General features: G+C 49.2%; 19 protein-coding genes. 12 read left to right on the forward strand and 7 right to left on the reverse strand.

What is annotated here, in order from left to right:
* Positions 1-47: 47 nt before the first annotated feature.
* The 3 genes from VPR01S_RS11595 to sbcB are packed head-to-tail and all read right to left on the reverse strand — an operon-like array spanning position 48 to position 2,596.
* The gene (locus VPR01S_RS11595) at positions 48-725 is read right to left on the reverse strand and encodes a CidB/LrgB family autolysis modulator (protein ID WP_021705520.1); all 678 of its coding nucleotides are present in this window, start codon (positions 723-725) and stop codon (positions 48-50) included.
* Positions 716-1,090 carry a CidA/LrgA family protein gene (locus VPR01S_RS11600; protein ID WP_021705521.1) on the reverse strand — a complete coding sequence of 125 codons (375 nt, stop codon included), beginning with the start codon at positions 1,088-1,090 and terminating at the stop codon, positions 716-718. The genes VPR01S_RS11595 and VPR01S_RS11600 overlap by 10 nt, the downstream gene beginning before the upstream one ends.
* Before the next feature lie 51 nt (positions 1,091-1,141).
* Positions 1,142-2,596: an exodeoxyribonuclease I gene (gene sbcB, locus VPR01S_RS11605; protein WP_021705522.1), complete on the reverse strand. Its 1,455-nt coding sequence runs from the start codon at positions 2,594-2,596 to the stop codon at positions 1,142-1,144.
* A gap of 484 nt (positions 2,597-3,080) precedes the next feature.
* Between sbcB and fabG the strand changes: the two genes are divergently transcribed.
* The 3 genes from fabG to VPR01S_RS11620 all read left to right on the forward strand — a co-directional run bounded on the left by fabG (position 3,081) and on the right by VPR01S_RS11620 (position 4,901).
* Complete coding sequence (fabG, locus tag VPR01S_RS11610) at positions 3,081-3,803, forward strand: 3-oxoacyl-ACP reductase FabG (protein ID WP_021705523.1); 723 nt, start codon at positions 3,081-3,083, stop codon at positions 3,801-3,803.
* Between the two features lie 162 nt (positions 3,804-3,965).
* On the forward strand, positions 3,966-4,364 hold the full coding sequence (locus VPR01S_RS11615; RefSeq protein WP_021705524.1) for a GFA family protein: 399 nt from the start codon (positions 3,966-3,968) through the stop codon (positions 4,362-4,364).
* A gap of 141 nt (positions 4,365-4,505) precedes the next feature.
* Positions 4,506-4,901, forward strand: a complete 396-nt coding sequence (locus VPR01S_RS11620; RefSeq protein WP_021705525.1) for a GFA family protein — start codon at positions 4,506-4,508, stop codon at positions 4,899-4,901.
* Positions 4,902-4,942: 41 nt separating this feature from the next.
* Here VPR01S_RS11620 and VPR01S_RS11625 read toward each other — a convergent pair whose 3' ends face one another.
* Together VPR01S_RS11625 and VPR01S_RS11630 are read right to left on the reverse strand one after the other, a co-directional pair.
* Positions 4,943-6,316: an L-cystine transporter gene (locus VPR01S_RS11625; protein ID WP_021705526.1), complete on the reverse strand. Its 1,374-nt coding sequence runs from the start codon at positions 6,314-6,316 to the stop codon at positions 4,943-4,945.
* A 173-nt stretch (positions 6,317-6,489) separates the two neighbouring features.
* Positions 6,490-7,179, reverse strand: a complete 690-nt coding sequence (locus tag VPR01S_RS11630) for an NAD(P)H-binding protein (protein ID WP_021705527.1) — start codon at positions 7,177-7,179, stop codon at positions 6,490-6,492.
* A gap of 487 nt (positions 7,180-7,666) precedes the next feature.
* Here VPR01S_RS11630 and VPR01S_RS11635 point away from each other — a divergent pair, with 487 nt between their 5' ends.
* The 8 genes from VPR01S_RS11635 to btuC all read left to right on the forward strand — a co-directional run bounded on the left by VPR01S_RS11635 (position 7,667) and on the right by btuC (position 15,516).
* Entirely contained in the window at positions 7,667-8,278 is a 612-nt protein-coding gene (locus tag VPR01S_RS11635; protein WP_021705528.1) for a flavin reductase family protein, read from the forward strand.
* 146 nt (positions 8,279-8,424) lie between these two features.
* The gene (gene cobT, locus VPR01S_RS11640; protein WP_021705529.1) at positions 8,425-9,456 is read left to right on the forward strand and encodes a nicotinate-nucleotide--dimethylbenzimidazole phosphoribosyltransferase; all 1,032 of its coding nucleotides are present in this window, start codon (positions 8,425-8,427) and stop codon (positions 9,454-9,456) included.
* Complete coding sequence (locus VPR01S_RS11645; protein ID WP_021705530.1) at positions 9,453-10,253, forward strand: adenosylcobinamide-GDP ribazoletransferase; 801 nt, start codon at positions 9,453-9,455, stop codon at positions 10,251-10,253. The genes cobT and VPR01S_RS11645 overlap by 4 nt, the downstream gene beginning before the upstream one ends.
* Positions 10,250-10,801 carry a bifunctional adenosylcobinamide kinase/adenosylcobinamide-phosphate guanylyltransferase gene (gene cobU / locus VPR01S_RS11650; RefSeq protein ID WP_021705531.1) on the forward strand — a complete coding sequence of 184 codons (552 nt, stop codon included), beginning with the start codon at positions 10,250-10,252 and terminating at the stop codon, positions 10,799-10,801. The genes VPR01S_RS11645 and cobU overlap by 4 nt, the downstream gene beginning before the upstream one ends.
* A gap of 3 nt (positions 10,802-10,804) precedes the next feature.
* On the forward strand, positions 10,805-11,413 hold the full coding sequence (locus tag VPR01S_RS11655; protein ID WP_021705532.1) for a histidine phosphatase family protein: 609 nt from the start codon (positions 10,805-10,807) through the stop codon (positions 11,411-11,413).
* A 20-nt stretch (positions 11,414-11,433) separates the two neighbouring features.
* Positions 11,434-13,227, forward strand: a complete 1,794-nt coding sequence (locus VPR01S_RS11660) for a M3 family oligoendopeptidase (protein ID WP_021705533.1) — start codon at positions 11,434-11,436, stop codon at positions 13,225-13,227.
* A 175-nt stretch (positions 13,228-13,402) separates the two neighbouring features.
* Positions 13,403-14,431, forward strand: a complete 1,029-nt coding sequence (locus VPR01S_RS11665; RefSeq protein WP_021705534.1) for a succinylglutamate desuccinylase — start codon at positions 13,403-13,405, stop codon at positions 14,429-14,431.
* Between the two features lie 92 nt (positions 14,432-14,523).
* Complete coding sequence (gene btuC, locus VPR01S_RS11670) at positions 14,524-15,516, forward strand: vitamin B12 ABC transporter permease BtuC (protein ID WP_021705535.1); 993 nt, start codon at positions 14,524-14,526, stop codon at positions 15,514-15,516.
* Between the two features lie 66 nt (positions 15,517-15,582).
* On the opposite strand, the gene VPR01S_RS11675 is transcribed toward btuC, so the two are convergent.
* A complete protein-coding gene (locus tag VPR01S_RS11675) occupies positions 15,583-16,656 on the reverse strand; it encodes a glycosyltransferase family 4 protein (RefSeq protein ID WP_021705536.1) in 1,074 nt (357 codons plus the stop codon).
* A 427-nt stretch (positions 16,657-17,083) separates the two neighbouring features.
* Here VPR01S_RS11675 and btuD point away from each other — a divergent pair, with 427 nt between their 5' ends.
* Positions 17,084-17,839, forward strand: a complete 756-nt coding sequence (gene btuD, locus VPR01S_RS11680) for a vitamin B12 ABC transporter ATP-binding protein BtuD (RefSeq protein WP_040902626.1) — start codon at positions 17,084-17,086, stop codon at positions 17,837-17,839.
* A 287-nt stretch (positions 17,840-18,126) separates the two neighbouring features.
* Here btuD and VPR01S_RS11685 read toward each other — a convergent pair whose 3' ends face one another.
* A complete protein-coding gene (locus VPR01S_RS11685; RefSeq protein ID WP_021705538.1) occupies positions 18,127-18,702 on the reverse strand; it encodes a nucleoside triphosphate pyrophosphohydrolase family protein in 576 nt (191 codons plus the stop codon).
* Positions 18,703-18,705: the final 3 nt, after the last annotated feature.

The raw sequence follows: 18,705 nt of genomic DNA on the forward strand, positions 1-18,705 counted from the left end.
CCGTCGTATATCAACCTTAGTATACGACGGAGAACGCGGAGCGTGTGTTAGTGAGACAACCAGACGGACAGAGCAAAGACGCTGGGCGCCAGAATGGAAGTAATGATGCCGCACAAGACCAGCGCAAGTGAGCTGAATGCTGCATCACGGGGATCTTTTTCTGCACAGGTTGCCGTCCCAAGGGCATGCGAGACGGTACCCATGGTCAGCCCTTTGGCGATCGGGTGCGAAATATTCAACATGTTATAAATCGGGTAGGCAAGAATGGCGCCAAACAGCCCCACCAATACCACTAAAACGGCAGCAATCGCTGGTTCTCCGCCGAGATGGCTGGCGACTTCCATTGCAATCGGAGTGGTGACGGATTTTCCCATCAAACTGGCAATCAGTGCCACATCGGCTTTCATTGCGACGGCTATCAGACCTGCGGTCATCATCGACATCACACTGCCGACACTGCACGCCAGCATAATAATGCGCCAGTTCGCTCGTATTTGTGGGATCTGTTCGTACAGAGGAAACGCCAGTGCGACGACGGCCGGCTGCAGTAACATGCTGATCCACTGGTTGTCCTGATAGTAAGTCTCAAACGGAACCTTGAGGTAAGTCAGAATCGGGATAATGATCGCGATACTGATCAGCAGAGGGTTCATCAGAGGTGTTTTAAATTTCTGGCATAACCAGCGGGCGAAAAAAAACACCACGAGCGTCGCGATTAACCACATGTTTTGTTCCCCTTCTTCAACAGACGATCCAGCATCAGTCCAAGAAGGACCAGGACGATCAGCGTGCCACCGATGGCGCTGGCCAGAATGGGCAGAGCATTGTTGATCAGCAGATCAAAATGCTCCATCAATCCCACACTGATGGGAACAAACAACAGGATCATATAGCGAATAAACAGGCTGGCGCCTGGCTTAACCCAGTCGGAAGGAACCAGGCCACTGGCCAGTAATCCGAACAGAATAAGCATGCCAATGATACTGCCCGGAATCGAAATACCGAGGAGGGACTGAAGATTTACGCCTGCCATCAGGCAAAGGAAAATAAGCCCGATGGAGACGATGTATTGCAGAATGGTTTTCGCCATTTTTAAGTGCCGTAAAGATAAAGGAAAAGAGCAGAAGTCGCGTGTGGCGCCCTAAGATGTGAGCTCCATCACGTATTGGTAGACGGATTTTAAAATAGCTATTTTCTTTTCGTCAGTTTCATATTCGTGAACTAAGTTTTCCAGATTGAGCATATAGTCCTCAAGACGACTTTCGAAGTATTCACGACAATGATTTGCCCAGCGTTGCTGCTCAGCTTCGTCCAGCGTCCATGGATAATGGCGTGCACGGTAGCGGAATAATAATGGCTCGATGCGCGCGTCATTAAATGTAATGTCTAGCGCGGCCAGGTTATTCGGATCGGTGGAGCGAATAATGTCCATCGACGCTTTGTCTGCCGGGGAAAAGAAGTTGGCGTATAACTGTGTATCAACGTTGTCGCTCTTTTCGTACTCGCGTTCAACGCTGTAGATCGCGATGAGTTTTTCGCGCACTTCCGGATGTTGACGCAATACGGCGAGATTTTTCAAGCACTGCTCGCGGTCGATCCCGATTGAAGCCGCGTTTTCTGCGGTCAGGGTCTTGGCCGGTGCCAGAATTGGACATTTGTTTAAATGAACCAGCTTGATCGGCACCGGTGCTTGATCCGGACCCAACTCGCTGCGTTTGGTGTATAGACGTTCACGCAGCTCATCCGCACTCAGATCCAGCAATGACTGAGGATCTTTCGCCAGATCGACCACGACTACGGCGTTTTGATTGGTCGGGTGCCAGGCCAACGGCACTATCCAACTTGTGTACTGGCATTCACGTCCGAGCATGCCGGAAACGTGCATCAGCGGTGTCATGTTGACGATATCAATCAACTCATTAAGTTTACGCTTATGGCGCATGTCAAAGAAGTAGCCGAAGAGCTTAGGCTGCGCGGCTTTGAGCTTTTTGGCCATTTCAATGGTAGCGATAACATCTGCCATCGCATCGTGTGCGTTCGCGTGTTCTATACCATTGGCGACAGACAAGTGCTCCAGTTTAAAGCTGGTGAAGCCTTCCTCGTTTTCTGGCCAAACCACGCCTTCTGGTCTCAGTGCATGGCAGGCGCGCATTACATCGAGTAAATCCCAACGAGAATTGCCGTTTTGCCAGCTCCATGCATAAGGGTCAAGGAAGTTTCGATAGCAGGTGTAACGAGTGACTTCGTCATCAAAGCGGATACTGTTGTAGCCAAGGCTGGTGGTTTTAGGCTTGGACAGCTCGGCGTGGATACGAGCAATAAACTCGGGCTCAGGTAACCCTTGTGCTTTGGCTTTTTGAGGCGTGATGCCAGTAATCAATGCGGCTTCCGGAGACGGCAGGTAGTCGGACGGAGGCTGGCAGTATATGACCAGGGGGTCACCGATAATGTTGAAATCCATATCGGTACGTACGCCAGCAAATTGTGAAGGACGGTCTAGCGATGGACTGGTTCCCCAGGTTTCATAGTCAAAAAAGAAGAAAGTGGGTTGCTCTGAGGTACCTGTGGTCGCATTTGTTTGATTCGAAGTAGACAAAATAGCCCTTATAAATCAGTTTGATAGTACATTCGGGTGTGAATGCGCTCAATGTATGGTTGTTTTCCCCACTAAGCTTATCTGGCTGAGGGAGCGTTAAAGGCTCGCAGAAAGCTCGGAAAAACAAGCGAATTCATAGGACTAAGTATCCGATAAGCGACGGCATGAAAGCAAGGCATATCACCCGACAAATCTACCGCAACGGCTGAGAAAACAACGCAGGCACGTGTGATTCACGGTATTTGGCCTTCATATTTTCGCCATCAAACAATCATCACTTTGTTGTCTCGGCTTCACAGGCGTCAGTCATACTAGCTAAACGACAGAACAGGATCGGTTACTGACGTTGATATACGGCAGATTTTGTTACCCAGGCACGCATTGCCAGTGCCACCTCAGTGTTGAATGACGCGCTTACCCCTAAAGTCTTCGATGAAGTGCGGGGAGGCCATTTGATTTAAGCCCACTCAGGAAAGGAAGAGCCATGAACAACAGCCAAAAAACCGCGCTCGTGACTGGTGCCGCCCGAGGCATTGGCAGAGCCATCTGTGAACAGCTTCTGAATGATGGTTATCAGGTGATTGGTTTAGATATCACACCGATAGTCTGGAGCGATTCGCCGGCATTGGTTGCATGCGAAGTAAATTTGTGTGATGCCGAGCAGGTGAGAGATGTTGTACAAGAAATTCGTGAACAGTGCGAATGTGTCGATGTGTTGGTCAATAATGCGGGTATTACTCGTGACGCAATGTTACCGGATATGCAGGAAAGTGATTGGAATGCAGTATTGGATGTCAATCTTAAAGCCGTATTTTTGCTCACGCAGCAGGTCGCGCCACTGATGTTGGAGCAAGGAAGTGGCAGCATCATTAATATTTCATCCATTGTCGGGACGGATGGGAATGTCGGCCAAAGCAATTACGCTGCCAGCAAGGGCGGGGTGATCGCCATGAGTAAAGGCTGGGCGAAAGAGCTGGCAAGAAAAGGCGCCCAAATCCGAGTGAATTGCATTGCGCCTGGATTTATTGAAACAGACATGACTAAGGCACTTCCGGAAAAAGTCATTCACTACATGACCTCAAAAACACCACTTGGTCGAATGGGCAGCGCGCAGGATATTGCTGACGGCGTTGCGTTTCTGGCGTCAGACAAAAGCCGTTTTATTACCGGGCAAGTGCTAAAAATAGATGGTGGATTGGTGTTGTAGAGGCCTTGTCTCTACAACACATAAATGTCGAGATACTGCGAAATGCGCTAACCTATCTAACAGGAATCGGATCAGTCGACGATACTGTGTGCATGGGAAAGACCTGAACACGTGTTTTAAATATTTAAAGGTATGCCTCACCAGGCGCACCAAGGAGGACTCATGAAAGGAAAGTGTTTGTGTGGCAGTGTAGAAGTTGAAGCAGTAGATCACGCTGATGTTGGATTGTGTCATTGCTCTATGTGTCGACGCTGGTCCGGTGGGCCGATGTTTGCGGTACATTGTGGCAAGGCCGTGAAATTCACTGGAGAAAGGCCGTCAGTTTATCGCTCCTCTGATTGGGCTGAACGGGGATTTTGCTCCAATTGTGGGACACACTTGTTTTATCATTTGTTACCTGGTGATGAGTACATTTTGCCTGCGGGACTATTTGCCGACCAATCATTCCATCTGGCGAGCGAAATCTTCATTGATGAAAAGCCCGAATTTTATGAGTTTAAAAACGACACTCACAAAATGACGGGCCTGGAAGTCTTCGAACAATTTGCACCGAAAGAATAATATCAAGTGCTTTCCCTAGTGCCGGCTCTGATGGATATCAGAGCTTTTTTGTGCCTTAGATCTGACAATCAGAAGCTGAGAATCGCTAGCACATCAGGATTTGTATAATCTGATTTTTCTCAACATAATCAAGGACGATATATGATCAAGCAAGTTGGCGCGACAGTCATTCAACCGGTACATAAGTTGAGTTGTCATTGCGGGGCGGTGGAGCTGGTATTGACGTTGCCAAACGGAATCGAAAAACCTCGTCGGTGCGATTGCTCTATCTGTCGCCGTAAAGGCGCGATCGTAGGATCGGTGAAACTGGCCAATCTTCAATTGGTGAAAGGCGAGGAGAGCCTGACACGCTATCAGTTCAATACGCATACGGCGCAGCACTTCTTTTGCAGTGTATGTGGGATTTATACGCATCATCAGCGCCGCTCAGATCCCAGTGAATACGGCTACAACATCGGCTGTCTGGAAGGGGTGAATCCTTATCAACTTGGCGAGGTTGTGGTCAACGATGGTGTGAATCATCCCGCTGACCAATAAAAAAACCGATGCGTTCGCATCGGCTTTTTTTAAGACGGTGTTCAGGCTTCCTGAGCCTGATTCGGTTCAGTCTGTTTATTACCTAACAATCGACTGGTGATAGTACCGGCCGTCATGGAGCCTGATACGTTGAGCGCGGTACGCGCCATATCAATCAAAGGTTCGATGGAGATCAGCAATGCTGCAATCGTAACAGGCAGGCCCATCGCAGGCAGAACAATCAGCGCCGCAAAGGTGGCGCCGCCGCCCACACCAGCAATACCGAATGAGCTGATGGTGATGATAGCCACCAATGACAGAATGAAATTGATGTCCATTGGATTGATGCCGACGCTCGGTGCCACCATTACCGCCAGCATAGCAGGATAAATACCGGCACAACCGTTTTGACCTATGGTGGCACCAAATGACGCTGACAGGTTAGCAATAGCCGGTGGTACATTCAGTTTGGTGATCTGAGCTTCCACGTTCAACGGAATGGTCGCGGCAGAGCTGCGAGACGTAAATGCGAACGTCAGAACAGGCCAGATTTTCTGGAAGTACTCTTTCGGGTTCACGCCAAAAAAGGCAACCAGCACGCCATGCACGACGAACATTAGAGCAATAGCGACGTAAGACGCCACAATAAAACCAATCAGGTTGAGGATATCTGCTGCGCTGGACGTTGCGACCACTTTCGCCATTAATGCGGCGATACCGTAAGGGGTAAGCGCGATGATCATTTTAACCAGACGCATCACGATAGACTGAATGGCTTCAATGAACGTGCGAATCGGGGTTTCCAGTTCTTGTTTTTCGCCCATCACTTTGCGTGCAGCAATACCAGTGAGTACGCCGAAAATCACCATTGCAATGATTGAGGTTGAGCGTGCGCCGGTTAAGTCCGCAAACGGGTTGGTTGGAATAAAGCTCAGCAGCATCTGAGGAATCGTCAGATCACTAACGCTGTCGGCTCGGCTTTCCAGTACCGCAATACGGGCTGTTTCACGTGCACCTTCGGTAAGACCTTCCGCCGTTAACCCGAATGTGTGCGTGATCGCGATACCGATCAAGGCGGAAATCGCGGTTGTGATCAGCAGTACGGAAATCGTCAGAGCAGAAATCTTACCCAGCGAACCGCCTTTTTCCAGCTTAACCACGGCCGCAATCATAGACACCAGTACCAGTGGCATGATGATCATTTTCAATAGGCCGACGTAACCGCTGCCTACAATGCCCACCCATTGCAATGTTTGTGCGATGACCACACTGCCTTCGCCAAAAAGCAACTGCAGCGCCAGACCAAATAAACTACCGAAAATAAGACCCAGCAGCACTAGTCGGGAAAGTGTAGTGTGTTCTTTCTGTTGTTGACCAAACAGGAAGAAAAGGATACCGACAAATACTGCCAATGAAGCGATAACCGCAACTGACATAAAGAACCCTTAATTTGATGGATGTGTTGGAAGTGAATTGACACGAAATTGAGGGTAAAGATAACGATTTGCTTATAAAGAGAAAAAGACCAAATCCCTATGAGTTAGAACGGATAGTTATCAATGCTAACAATTGGGTGGATTTTAGTCATAAACCCTGTAAATAAGGCCACTTATTGGTATTTATTGAGCAAATGTCGTATGGCATTAGAATCTAGAATCGTGATACCTCGCCCCATAGGCTCGTAGATGGCGTACAGCATCGCTTTGGCCACTTTCTCTGCGTCGATGGGAACAAAGTTAGCCAAACGTCCTCTCATTACGGGTTTGAGGGCAGACAAAACGGTCTGAACAACTGTTTCGTCGGTTCTTGGTTGATCGCGCAGTCCGCGTAAAGGGCCGGGGCGGGCGATCACCAGTTGATCGAAGCCCATTTCTGAGAGGACCGCTTCCATTCGGCCTTTGCATTTTAGGTAGTGGGAGGGAGAGCGGGCATTGGCCCCGTAACTGGATATCACGGCAAGTCGTTTGACTCCCAGTGTTTTCATCGACTTCGCCACTTCGCGCACTAACTCGAAATCGACAGAGGCGAGCGCTTTCTTTGAACCGGCTTGTTTGCGAGTACTGCCTAGGCAGATAAAGCCCAGAGTTGGAGAAGCCTTATCGGCTTCCCATTCGGTGATTCTCAGATAAGGATCCTGAATAAGTTCCAGCTTGTTGTGATAATACGGCAAGGGTTTACGGCTGAGCGCGTAAAGCTTCGCGATCGGTGCATGGTCGAGCAACAGTTTAGTCAGTTCTCCCCCGACTAAACCCGTGCCACCGGCAATGATTGCAACCTGATTGTCTCCATTTATCGCCATAACGCTCATCTCATCAGTACTGATGCAAATATGGTATACGTGAAGTGAACAATACGCTATGACTCAACGCAAAAGGCCTCATTATTGAGGCCTTTTTTGCATCGTTTGTGAATTAGGTAATGGATAGTGGGACGGTCTTTTGTTTCTTTTTATTGCTGTGTTGATTCGCCGGTTTGGTCTTTTGAGGGCGTTGATTGGCAAACATACAAACCTCCTCGATTCTGAATGCAATACCACCGAGTGTTGGGTGATTCCTAGAGCATTTATGGTGCCACGGTTATGACGGTTGAGTATTTAGATGGGTTGAGGTTTTCCCAAACCAGAACCTGTATCTGAAAAATCTGGAGTTCTTTGAGTATCTTTACTAATAGTTGATAGGACAATGATTCGTCAATGCAATCTAAGTTTGCAACATGCTTCAAAATACACTGCTAGTCCTGAGTGTCAGGAAAGGCCACATGCAGATGTAAACCTCTCAGGATGTGATATGAATATCGATGTAACCACACTTGCTCCAACACAAATCTACCATCTGATGACCCAAACGGTGATCCCACGACCGATTGCATGGGTGCTGACAGACTCCGGGCAGCAGTCGTTAAACTTGGCGCCGTTTTCGTACTTCACCGCGATATCCAGTCAGCCTCCCTTGCTGATGATTTCGGTCGGAAAGAAGTCCACGGGTGTTGTGAAAGACACCACACGCAATGCACTGGAAACAGGAAAACTGGTCATCCACATTGCCGATGTCGACTTGGCTCAACAAGTGACGGCGTCATCCGCACCGCTGGCGCATGGCGAGTCTGAAATAGCGCTCACCGGGGTGCGCCTGACTGAATTCGAGGGGTTTGAATTACCCCGGGTGGCGTCTTGCCCGGTTGCATTTGGATGCGCTTTGTATGAAGTCAAAGAAATCGGGGATACGCCACAGAGCCTGATATTTGCTCAGATTGAGCAAATATACATACGTCAGGAGGTGATTGATGAGCGCACTGACCGTCTCAAAGTCGATGCGCTAAAGGTTAACCCATTGTCCAGGTTGGGTGGAAGTGAGTATGCGACCCTAGAGCGAACCTTTTCGATTAAACGGCCAGAATAGCAAAGCGGGGGGCCATCCTGTGGAGTTTGACGCAAATCTAATTATGGGATTTGATTCAAGTGATATTTCTACTATTTACCGAGTGGTAACTGAGTAATTAAACGTTTATATTGGCTGCTACTCTTTTTATCTCAGTGACTTAACCCATGCTTGATCGTTCCTATTCTGCATTTATTCAACATCGTATCGACCAAAAAACGAAACCACCAGGGGCGTTAGGTGCGCTCGAGCGACTGGCTCATCAACTGGCGTTGATTCAGAGTCAGGGTAAAGCCAATGCAGTCACCGAGATTCAGGTCCATAACCCTATTGTACTTGTGTTTGCCGGTGATCATGGTGTGGCGGACGAGGGCGTCAGTATCGCGCCCAGCGCAGTCACATCGCAGATGGTAGCGAACTTTCTCGCGGGTGGCGCGGCGATTAACTGCTTCTGCCGGGTGAACCAGGTTGCGATGAAAGTTATTGACTGCGGTATTCTGATCCCGGTTGACCGCTCATCTGAAGCATTGGTCTCGCAGCGTTTGGGCGATCGTACGCACAATTTTGCTCACCAGTCGGCTATGTCTGTCCAGCAAGTGGAAGAAGGGTTGAAGTTAGGCGCCAGCGTGGTTCAGAAAGTGATCGACAAAGGCTCGAATTTAGTCATGTTTGGCGAAATGGGGATTGGTAACACCAGTAGCGCTGCCGCAATTTTGGCCGCGTTATCGGGACGGGACGTGGAGTTCTGCGTTGGCCGCGGGACCGGGATAGATGACGCGCAGTTTCATAAGAAGCTGTCCGTCGTCGGACAAGGGGTCGCTCGCTGCGATGATCTCTCGGTAAAGAAGGTATTGTCTGAAGTCGGTGGATACGAAATCGTGCAGATGGTAGGCGCGTTTCTCGGTGCGTACAAGCGTCGTGTGCCTGTGATTGTCGACGGGTTTATTGTCACAGCGGCAGCCTACGTTGCGTCTTTGGTCGAACCTGCGTGTCGTGAATATATGATTTTTGCTCACAAATCCCACGAATCTGGCCACAAGTATTTGCTAGAAGAGCTTAACGCTCAGCCACTACTGGACTTGGAGCTTCGCCTGGGTGAGGGTACCGGGGCGGTGTTGGCGGTACCATTAGTGCAAGCAGCGGCCGAGTTTTATAACACCATGGCCAGCTTTGAAGACGCGGGAGTGACTGTGCCATGATCTCTCGTATACGCGAGCAGTATCAGCTGTTCTGTCTGGCTCTGAGCTTTTTCTCGCGCTTACCGATCCCGTCATCCACACCGTATTCTGAAGAGCGGATGAATCGCGCTGGCCGTTACTTCGCGTTGGTTGGGGCGTTGCTGGGGCTACTCTGCGCATTGGTGTTTGGATGGCTGTCGCTATTCCTGCCGGGTAATATCGCAGTCCTGCTGACCATGGCGTTTAGTTTGTTCCTCACAGGCGCGTTTCATGAAGACGGGTTGACCGACATGGCAGATGGTATCGGAGGCGGTATGATTCACGAACGCCGTTTGGCGATCATGAAAGACAGTCGTATCGGGACCTACGGTGCGGTGACATTGGCCATGGCTTTACTGGCGAAGTATGCGCTGTTGACTGCGTTGGTTGCACACACCTCACTGCTGATGGTGTGGGTACTGGCTTACACGCTCAGTCGCACGGTGGCGGCCAGTCTGATTTACGATATGGATTACGTCAGTGACCGTGAGACCAGTAAATCCAAGCCTCTGGCCAGCAAACAGACGAAAGGCGAGTTGCGGTTTCTGATTCTGTGCGGCGTATTGCCTTGCCTGTGGTTTTCCCCGGTTGTAGCGCTGAGCCTCATTTTGTCTGTTGTGGCGCTTCGTTTTAGTTTTAAGTCCTGGCTTATCAAACGAATCGGTGGTTTTACGGGGGATTGTCTGGGTGCAGCTCAGCAATTGACTGAGCTGTGGATCTATTTGCTGTTGGTCGCGTTTGCGCACAATGGCTGGCTTATCGAAGCTGGATTGGTATGAGTGTACATCTGATTTTAGGCGGCGCGCGATCGGGCAAATCGTCGCATGCAGAGCAGTGGGTCAGGCAGGTTTCCACTCAGTTCCAGCGGGGAGAGGTGTCCCGACCATTGCATTACGTTGCGACAGCGATTGCGTTTGATGATGAGATGAAGACGCGAATCGAACATCATCGACACTCTCGTGGTGTGGGATGGGTGGAACATGAAGCGCCCTTGGCGTTGGCCGAGCTGCTGAAACGATTTCAGGCCGACGATGTGGTGTTGGTCGATTGCCTGACGTTGTGGCTGAACAATGTGATTTTTAATCATGGCGATACGGCTAGGGCAGACGACATTCATGATGCAGTGAACACTCTGGTTGACGTATTAAGCGCGTCTTCGGCGTATCTCTGTTTAGTCTCGAACGAAGTCGGTCTTGGTGTCGTACCGATGGGGCAAGTGTCTCGCCTGTTTGTCGATCACGCTGGCTGGATGAATCAGCGTATTGCCGCGATCGCTGATCGGGTTGATTTTGTCGCAGCGGGTTTACCAATGAGATTGAAAGGATAAACGATGAAAGTGCTGAATTTCTATTTACTTCGTCATGGTAAAACACTCGGGCAATCGGCTCTGAACGGCAGAACCGACGTCGGGGTCGATTTGGCCGTTCAGCACCGAATTCGTGACCGAATGGTGGAAAAGGAACTACCGATAATCCACATTGTGAGCTCTCCATTACAGCGCTGTGCACAAGTGGCGACTTTACTTCATGAACGGCTGGATAATGTACTGCTAAACCTGGATGCCGCGTTTCAGGAAATGGACTTCGGTGACTACGACGGTGTCGCTTTTGAAAAGCTGGACGATAAATGGCAGGAGCTCGAAGCATTCTGGTACGACCCGGCAGACCGCCCGCTTCCCAATGGAGAAAGCCTAGCCGAGTTTCATCAACGCGTTACTCAGGCGTGGGATAAACTGGTCGATACGGCGCACGGGGATACACTTCTTATTTGCCACGGCGGGACGATACGTATCATACTGGCTCATATACTTAACTTGGACTGGAAAAACCCGGCGTGGTATTCACAATTGAATATTGCCAACCAGTCGCTCTCTCACGTACAAATTTCAGTAACGGACTCGCGCTTTGCCAGCGTAAAAACGATTGGTGAAGTGCTTTAAGCATGACATTAGGACAACCTATGACAACGCCAAGTTGGAACCTCACAATTGCCTATCAAGGCTTGGACGATCCCAAAATCACGCAAGACATTCAACTTATCGAGCAGTGCATTACCGTGCTCAAACAACACAGCGACCAGCGTGACTCTGTGTCCGTCGTACAAAACGCCATTCAAACCTCCGAAGCCGCCGGGAAACTGCTGGCCACGATCAATACGTTTGCAACCTGCCATTCTTCCGTCGATGCCACCAACGCGCAGGCCAAGTCTCTGACCGGAAAAATGGCGAAACTGAGCTCGGATCTTTCGCAAGCTTACAGCCCGTATGAAAATACGCTGACTTACGCCGACGATGAGTTCATTCGTCAGGTTCTGGACCACGATAGCGGTGATATTTATGGTCAGGCCTTTGGCATAGAAAGCCTGCGTAAGTTGGCAGATGTGATGTTGCCAGTAGAACAAGAGCAGCTGATTTCAGCACTGGAAGTGGATGGCCGAGATGCGTGGGGAAGACTCTACGATAACCTGACTGGCTCGCTACAGGTCACGCTTGAATTGCCTGACGGACAGAATGAAATCATGGGGTTCTCTCAGGCAGCGAGCATACTCTACGGTGGTGAATTTGATAAGCAGGAACCGGCGTGGCGTGGTATTCAAAAAGCCATGGCAACGCATCAGGAAAGTTTCGCATCGATTCTCAATGCGTTGTCGGGCTGGAGACTAACGGAATACGCGAAACGTTCTTATCAGCGTGAGATGCATTTTCTTGAGCCTGCGCTACATGAGAGTTGTATTGAACCTGAAACGCTGGATGCCATGATGTCAGTGGCGCACCAGCAACGCAATATTGGCCAGAAAGCCGGGCAACTGATGGCTCAGGTTTATGGGCTGGACTCGATGAAACCGTGGAATCACATGGCGGCGATGCCGTCACTGACCGGTTCTGAGCCTAAAGTGTACTCTTTTGATGAAGCTATTGAGGTTATCAAAACCGCGTTTGCGCAAGTGCATCCGGAAATGTCAGACTTCGTACAGATGATGGTTGATAATGGTTGGATTGACGCTTCACCGAGTGACAACCGTCGTTTGGGCGCGTACTGCACCAAATTCGCCGCAACCCGATCGCCTTTGGTTTTCATGACATGGGGAGGAAGCCGCTCCGACCTTCTGACGCTGGCTCATGAACTTGGGCACGCTTTCCACAATTGGGTCATGCGGGATATGCCACTGTGCCAGACACGGTATCCGATGACGTTGGCTGAGACCGCCTCGATCTTTGCTGAGAATATCGTCCGTGATACTTTGCTCAGTCAGGCCGAAACGCGTGAAGAGCAGTTGGAAATGTTGTGGGAAGAGCTCTCCTCCTGTTATGCGCTCACGATCAATATTCCGGTGCGGTTTGAGTTTGAGAAAGCTCTGTACGAGCAACGTCAGTCTGGAGAATTTAGCGCCAGCCAGTTGTGCGAACTGATGCGCCAATCCTGGAAAGTGTGGTACGGGGAATCGATGGACGAAACGGATCCTTATTTCTGGGCCAGCAAACTGCATTTCAGTATTTCGGAAATCAGCTTTTACAACTACCCGTACCTGTTTGGCTATCTCTTCAGTGGCGGCGTTTACGCGCAACGCGAGGCAAAAGGCGACCAGTTTTATGCCGATTACGTTGCGTTGCTCCGCGACACCGGCAGTATGATGGCAGAAGAGGTAGTGCAAAAGCACCTGGGCATGGGCCTGACCAAGCCCGATTTCTGGCAACAGAGTTTTGCGCGCGTCAAAGAAAAAATTGATCGCTTTGAACAACTGCTAGCGCAATGATTTAGTGGTAGAATATGCGGAATATGAGCCGAGCGGTGATGCTCGGCTTAATTTTGTGCAGAGTGTGAATGGATTTACAGGCAGAGACAGGTTTTCTGTCGATAAGTGAGATCATTTCAACATAAATCGTCCGTACAATTCATTAACATACCGCTGTGCAATAAAGGAGTAGCGCATGACGAAATCCCTCTTTCGCCAATCTTTTCTTTTTGACAGCCTCGACTTAGAACACGAAATGCTCCCGGGCGAGCAAACGTCAGCTTCCGGAGTGACACTGAAACTGCACCAACGTGGTGTGTTGGAAGTGATTCCTCAGCATGTCGGGTCTGAGACCAAAAACATTATTATCTCGTGTGGTGTTCATGGCGATGAAACCGCACCCATGGAGCTGGCCGATAAAATTATCGAAGATATTCAAACCGGTTTTCAGCCTGTCACTGAACGTTGTCTATTTATTGTTGCGCACCCGGAAGCCACCAATAATCACACGCGTTTTATCGAGCAAAACCTCAACCGCTTGTTTGACGACAAAGAGCATGAGCCATCAAAAGAGACCACAATTGCAGACAATCTGAAATCGGTGGTGTCTGACTTCTATGCCGGAACAGAGCCAGAAACCCGTTGGCATCTGGACTTACACTGCGCCATTCGTTTGTCCAAGCATTACACTTTTGCGGTGAGCCCGAAAACCCGCCATCCGGTGCGCAGCAAAGCCTTGTTTGATTTCGTTGAAAGCGGCCATGTGGAAGCGGTGTTGTTGTCCAATGCACCATCCAGTACCTTCAGTTGGTACAGCGCTGAAAACTTCGGCGCACAAGCATTGACGATGGAACTGGGGCGTGTGGCTCGCATCGGGGAAAATGATCTCGAGAAATTGGTGGCCTTTGATCTGGCGTTACGTGATTTGGTGGCCTCTGCCAAAGCGGAACACTTGTCTAAACGAACCATTATGTATCGTGTCAGCCGTACGTTGGTGCGCCTGCATGACGATTTCGACTTTATGTTCGATGATCAGGTTGAAAACTTTACCGCATTTAAGCACGGAGAAGTGTTTGGTCATGATGGCGATAAGCCGCTGATGGCGAAAAATGAGGGTGAGGCGATCGTGTTCCCGAACCGTCATGTCGCAATCGGTCAGCGTGCAGCACTGATGGTGTGTGAAGTCGCGACACGTTACGAAGACGATCAACTGGTCTACGATTAACCTGAGACCGACTTAGATTCGCTTTCTATTTGAATGGCTTAACGGTATCGTTAAGCCATTCTTTTTGTTTATACACAAATACCGATGCTTTGATGGATTTCAATCAGCTTCTTCGAGTTAAACGCCAGCGTTGGCAGCGCAGCGCCACTTTTTTCATTGCCGGATTGATCTTGTTCAGTTTTGGCTATTTGATGGTGGGGGAAGTGTTCATCTCGCCCTTCGCCGAATGGTCAGCACTGGACCAACAATTAGTCATGCAACTGCGCTTGCCTCGTTTGCTGGCTGCCGTTGCAATTGGGGCTTCACTGGCGGTTTCCGGCGCGGTGCTACAGGTGCTGCTGGGCAATGTGCTGGCTGAGCCGGGCGTACTTGGAATATCCGGTGGCGCCAGCCTTGCCATGGTTCTGGTGTTGTTTTTTCTGCCGTGGGCAGCAACGCCAGTTGGATTCATGCTGGCGGCAGTGATGGGATCTCTGGTTTTTACCCTTCTGCTTGTGTCGATGGCCAAAGCGATGAAACTGACCACCACCCGTTTGCTGCTGGTGGGGGTGGCACTGGGGATTTTGTCCGGCGCGGTGGTCACCTGGGCATTCTATTTCAGTGACAACCTGAGCTTACGTCAGTTGATGTACTGGCTGATGGGCAGTATCGGTGGTGCAACCTGGTATCAACATACGTTAACTATAATGCTGGTTCCTTTTGTGCTGTGGCTGTGTTGCCAAGGCAACGTGCTAGACAAACTCATGTTGGGTGAATTGCATGCTAAGCAGTTAGGGGTAGACGTGAATGCCATTCGCTGGAAGCTTATTCTTGCTGTGTCGGTACTGGTGGGTGGCGCTGTGGCCCTTGGCGGCGTGATCGGCTTTGTGGGGTTGGTCGTGCCGCACTTATTGCGTTTGGCCCTGGGGACAGAGAACCGCTATCTGATCCCACTTTCGGCTCTCTTTGGTGCATTGCTGCTGGTGATTGCAGACTTAGTCGCCAGAACCGCGCTCAATGCCGCAGAACTGCCGCTCGGTGTCGTAACCACGACCATAGGCGCGCCGGTATTTATCTGGATGTTGGTGCGAAATGATGATGCCTAACGACGACTTACGCTAAGTGTGCGGGCAAGCGCTAAAAAGGTTACCTTGAGGTAACCTTTGTGCGTTTTAGTTGGCGAAAATGGTTTCCATGTCGTTGACCATTTTAGTCAGCGTACATTTTTCCAGCGCGATTTGACGTGCTTTTTCTGCGAAACGGGTACGCAGCGTACGGTCATCCAACAGACGCTCAATGGCTTTTGCCAGATCATCGCTGTCTCGAATGTTAACGATCAGGCCATTTTGCTCATGCTGAATCAACTCCGTCACGCTGCCAACGTCGGTAGCGATGACCGGAAGTTGGCACAGCATGGCTTGCATCATTGCCTGAGGAAGCCCTTCAAAACCGTACGAGGGAAGGCAGAAAACGTCCATTGCCTGTAAATAAGGTACCACGTTGTCCAACTCACCAGTAAAGGTGACAGGATAGTGAAGGGACGGAACGCGGGGTTCAATCTCAGCGCGTTTAGGGCCATCACCGACAATGACAAGATGAAAATCATCCCGCTTGAGTTTTTGCAGTGCATCGACCAAGGTCTCATGACCTTTCCAGGAGCGCATTTTAGCAACAATACCGATCACCATCTTATCAGTAGGCAAATTGACTGCTTGCTTACTTTTTAGAATATCCTGAGTAGGAAGGAAATGCAGTTCATCACTTCCGGTTGGTACGGATTGAATTTTCTCCAGAGGAATCTTGTTTTCACGATTCAACTGTTCTCTCAGTCTTTCACCGGCTGTGACAATAAAATCACACCCCTGATTGTAGAGCCAAAGTGTCGATTTATTATTTTTAACTGAAGTGGAAATATGTCGCGTACGAACAACTTTCGGTTTATTTCGACAAAATATCAAGCTCACTGCAACGAGCCAACTGTCCGTTGAGCTGTGCGTATTAATAACATCGAAGTGGTGTGATGAAAGATACTTATACATGCTAAAAAGGCCGGAAAACGATTTTCTCCGGATGGGAAGAGCGACGGCGGGAACTCCGCGCTTTTGAGCATTTTCAAATAGCGCGGAGTCTTGCGGGCAGGCGATCACCACTTCATGACCTCTCTCTATCATGCCTAACGATTCGTTGAGCACTCGGATACCCTGGCCACCCCAGCCGTTTACGGATTCTGTATGAAGTATTTTCATATAACTTATCTAGCGTAATGGATTAAACAAACGTCGTTAGCAAAAATAACCTTCAAATGTGAAGGAAAGGAGACTTAATTAAGTAGTGCGATGTTATGTCACTTTTATTGCTGTAATTTTGAGTCTCAATTAAATTTCTATGGCTGTTTAGGGTCACTATTTGCCAAGCTTTAATTGCAAATTAAGTCTTACGTCGAAGATATTAACGTTGTTCTTATTTACGAGCAAGGTTGGCTCAGGAAAAATTGTGAATTCAAAGACTTGTGCGTGCTATTAATTTCTATCATGGTCAGTCAGATTCTCTTTCAAAAGAAAAAATAAAAGAATCAATAACCTGGTATTGAGTGCTTTGTAGCGATTGGTTGAAATTCTTTCACAAGTTCGTCATCCTACGCTGCGGAGAGACTTTCAGGTTGAATTACTGCGCATGATAAAGATTAAGAGCTTGTGTGTTGGGTCACGGTTGCTGCCGATGTCCTTTCAGTGTGAACGAGGCGAAGTCGTTCATGTTGTTGGGCCGAACGGAAGTGGCAAAAGCACTTTACTGTCGGCCATCGCTGGCGTCCTGGATTATCAGGGGCAAGCCTTAGTTGATGGAGTTGATGTCAAAAACGTCACGCTTAAAGAACTTGCCCTGAAACGGGCTTATTTGAGTCAGAGTGAACGACCTGCGTTTAATATTGAGGTGTTTCAGTATTTGGCTTTGTCGGTTCCTGAACATACCTGTGCAACACAAGAAACCATTGGTGAGGTCATCGCGCATTTAACCCAGTTGGTCGACATCAGGGATAAACTGCATCGCTCAATAAATCAGTTGTCAGGCGGAGAATGGCAGAGAGTCAGGTTGGCCGCGATTTGCCTGCAAGTGTGGCCTTCATTGAACCCTAATGCTAAGGCTTTGTTTCTTGATGAGCCAGCGGCACCGCTCGACATTGGTCAGGAAGCATTATTGTATCAGTTGATTCGTGAAGTGGCGCAACAGGGCATTTGTGTAGTAATGGCGAATCATGATCTTAACCGGACGTTAAGGTTGGCTGATAAAGCGATTTTGCTCGACAAGGGCGTTTTGCAAAGTGTCGGTACGGCAAAAGAGGTGCTTAACCCGCAACGCCTTTCGGATGTGTTTAAAACCCGGGTAAAAATGCTGAACCTGGAAGGGCAGCCGTATCTGATCTTCGACTGAATCGTTAACAAGATTTGTGCAAAGAGCACCAGATTAGAGCAATCGCACGATAAGATTCATTGTGGTGAAAAATAAAATCATTATAAATCAATTGGTTATGTTTTTGTAAAAGTTGGCACGCGCTTGGCATTAGTGAAAGGGATACATTCTCGTTCTTGTTAGGCTTGTGTCTCACAGACACGTATTGCTAGCCGCCTTGGTCTCCCTGAGGTGGCTTTTTTTTTGCTTTTAAAACGTAACATGCCAACCATTGGGTCGGCATGTTATTGACAGGCTGATTGCCGTATTTAGCGAGTGAGTGGCGCCAGATCAGCAGGGCGGTAGTACACCGATTTCAGCACTTTTCCCTGACGAATGGTTTTGGCGTCGGAAACAAAGTCTTCCGCACACTTCGCGATGATGTAGTCGCCTTTTTGGACCGCCATCAGTTTAATGCCTTGCTCAGCGTAGTGAACTTCTGTGTCGGTGTATTCTTGTTCATTGTGGCACACTTTACTCATGTTGCTTGAGTGAACTTCATCCCAACATGGAAGGAACTCGATACCACGATTAACAGCCACGTTCAGTAACAAATCAATCAGGTAGCTGATTGCCAGGTTATCCTCAACTTTATCGTGCCCAAGGTGCACCAGACGTCCCATCAGCACGTAGACACTGTCGATGATCGCGTCTGCTTGCTCTGTTTTATTGTCAGCCTCAGCCAGTTCCGTCAGCTCTTCAATTGCTAAAGAGGTATGCAGCGTATCCGCCTTCTCATCCAGGCTGTCAGGTGCTGCCACCGGAAGATCAAAAGTACTTCTGAATTCGGTGATGTCACGGTAGAGGTGATCAAAAATGTCTTGGGTCAGTTTAGATAAGTGCATTAT

The sequence above is a fragment of the Vibrio proteolyticus NBRC 13287 genome, from assembly GCF_000467125.1.
Classification (GTDB): domain Bacteria; phylum Pseudomonadota; class Gammaproteobacteria; order Enterobacterales; family Vibrionaceae; genus Vibrio; species Vibrio proteolyticus.

What these genes read in the sequence shown, in the direction of transcription:
- VPR01S_RS11595 (WP_021705520.1), bottom strand. Translation starts at nt 725, where the DNA reads ATGTGGTTAATCGCGACGCTCGTGGTGTTTTTTTTCGCCCGCTGGTTA.
- VPR01S_RS11600 (WP_021705521.1), bottom strand. Translation starts at nt 1,090, where the DNA reads ATGGCGAAAACCATTCTGCAATACATCGTCTCCATCGGGCTTATTTTC.
- fabG (WP_021705523.1), top strand. Translation starts at nt 3,081, where the DNA reads ATGAACAACAGCCAAAAAACCGCGCTCGTGACTGGTGCCGCCCGAGGC.
- VPR01S_RS11615 (WP_021705524.1), top strand. Translation starts at nt 3,966, where the DNA reads ATGAAAGGAAAGTGTTTGTGTGGCAGTGTAGAAGTTGAAGCAGTAGAT.
- VPR01S_RS11620 (WP_021705525.1), top strand. Translation starts at nt 4,506, where the DNA reads ATGATCAAGCAAGTTGGCGCGACAGTCATTCAACCGGTACATAAGTTG.
- VPR01S_RS11625 (WP_021705526.1), bottom strand. Translation starts at nt 6,316, where the DNA reads ATGTCAGTTGCGGTTATCGCTTCATTGGCAGTATTTGTCGGTATCCTT.
- VPR01S_RS11630 (WP_021705527.1), bottom strand. Translation starts at nt 7,179, where the DNA reads ATGGCGATAAATGGAGACAATCAGGTTGCAATCATTGCCGGTGGCACG.
- VPR01S_RS11635 (WP_021705528.1), top strand. Translation starts at nt 7,667, where the DNA reads ATGAATATCGATGTAACCACACTTGCTCCAACACAAATCTACCATCTG.
- cobT (WP_021705529.1), top strand. Translation starts at nt 8,425, where the DNA reads ATGCTTGATCGTTCCTATTCTGCATTTATTCAACATCGTATCGACCAA.
- VPR01S_RS11645 (WP_021705530.1), top strand. Translation starts at nt 9,453, where the DNA reads ATGATCTCTCGTATACGCGAGCAGTATCAGCTGTTCTGTCTGGCTCTG.
- cobU (WP_021705531.1), top strand. Translation starts at nt 10,250, where the DNA reads ATGAGTGTACATCTGATTTTAGGCGGCGCGCGATCGGGCAAATCGTCG.
- VPR01S_RS11655 (WP_021705532.1), top strand. Translation starts at nt 10,805, where the DNA reads ATGAAAGTGCTGAATTTCTATTTACTTCGTCATGGTAAAACACTCGGG.
- VPR01S_RS11660 (WP_021705533.1), top strand. Translation starts at nt 11,434, where the DNA reads ATGACAACGCCAAGTTGGAACCTCACAATTGCCTATCAAGGCTTGGAC.
- VPR01S_RS11665 (WP_021705534.1), top strand. Translation starts at nt 13,403, where the DNA reads ATGACGAAATCCCTCTTTCGCCAATCTTTTCTTTTTGACAGCCTCGAC.
- btuC (WP_021705535.1), top strand. Translation starts at nt 14,524, where the DNA reads ATGGATTTCAATCAGCTTCTTCGAGTTAAACGCCAGCGTTGGCAGCGC.
- VPR01S_RS11675 (WP_021705536.1), bottom strand. Translation starts at nt 16,656, where the DNA reads ATGAAAATACTTCATACAGAATCCGTAAACGGCTGGGGTGGCCAGGGT.
- btuD (WP_040902626.1), top strand. Translation starts at nt 17,084, where the DNA reads ATGATAAAGATTAAGAGCTTGTGTGTTGGGTCACGGTTGCTGCCGATG.
- VPR01S_RS11685 (WP_021705538.1), bottom strand. Translation starts at nt 18,702, where the DNA reads ATGCACTTATCTAAACTGACCCAAGACATTTTTGATCACCTCTACCGT.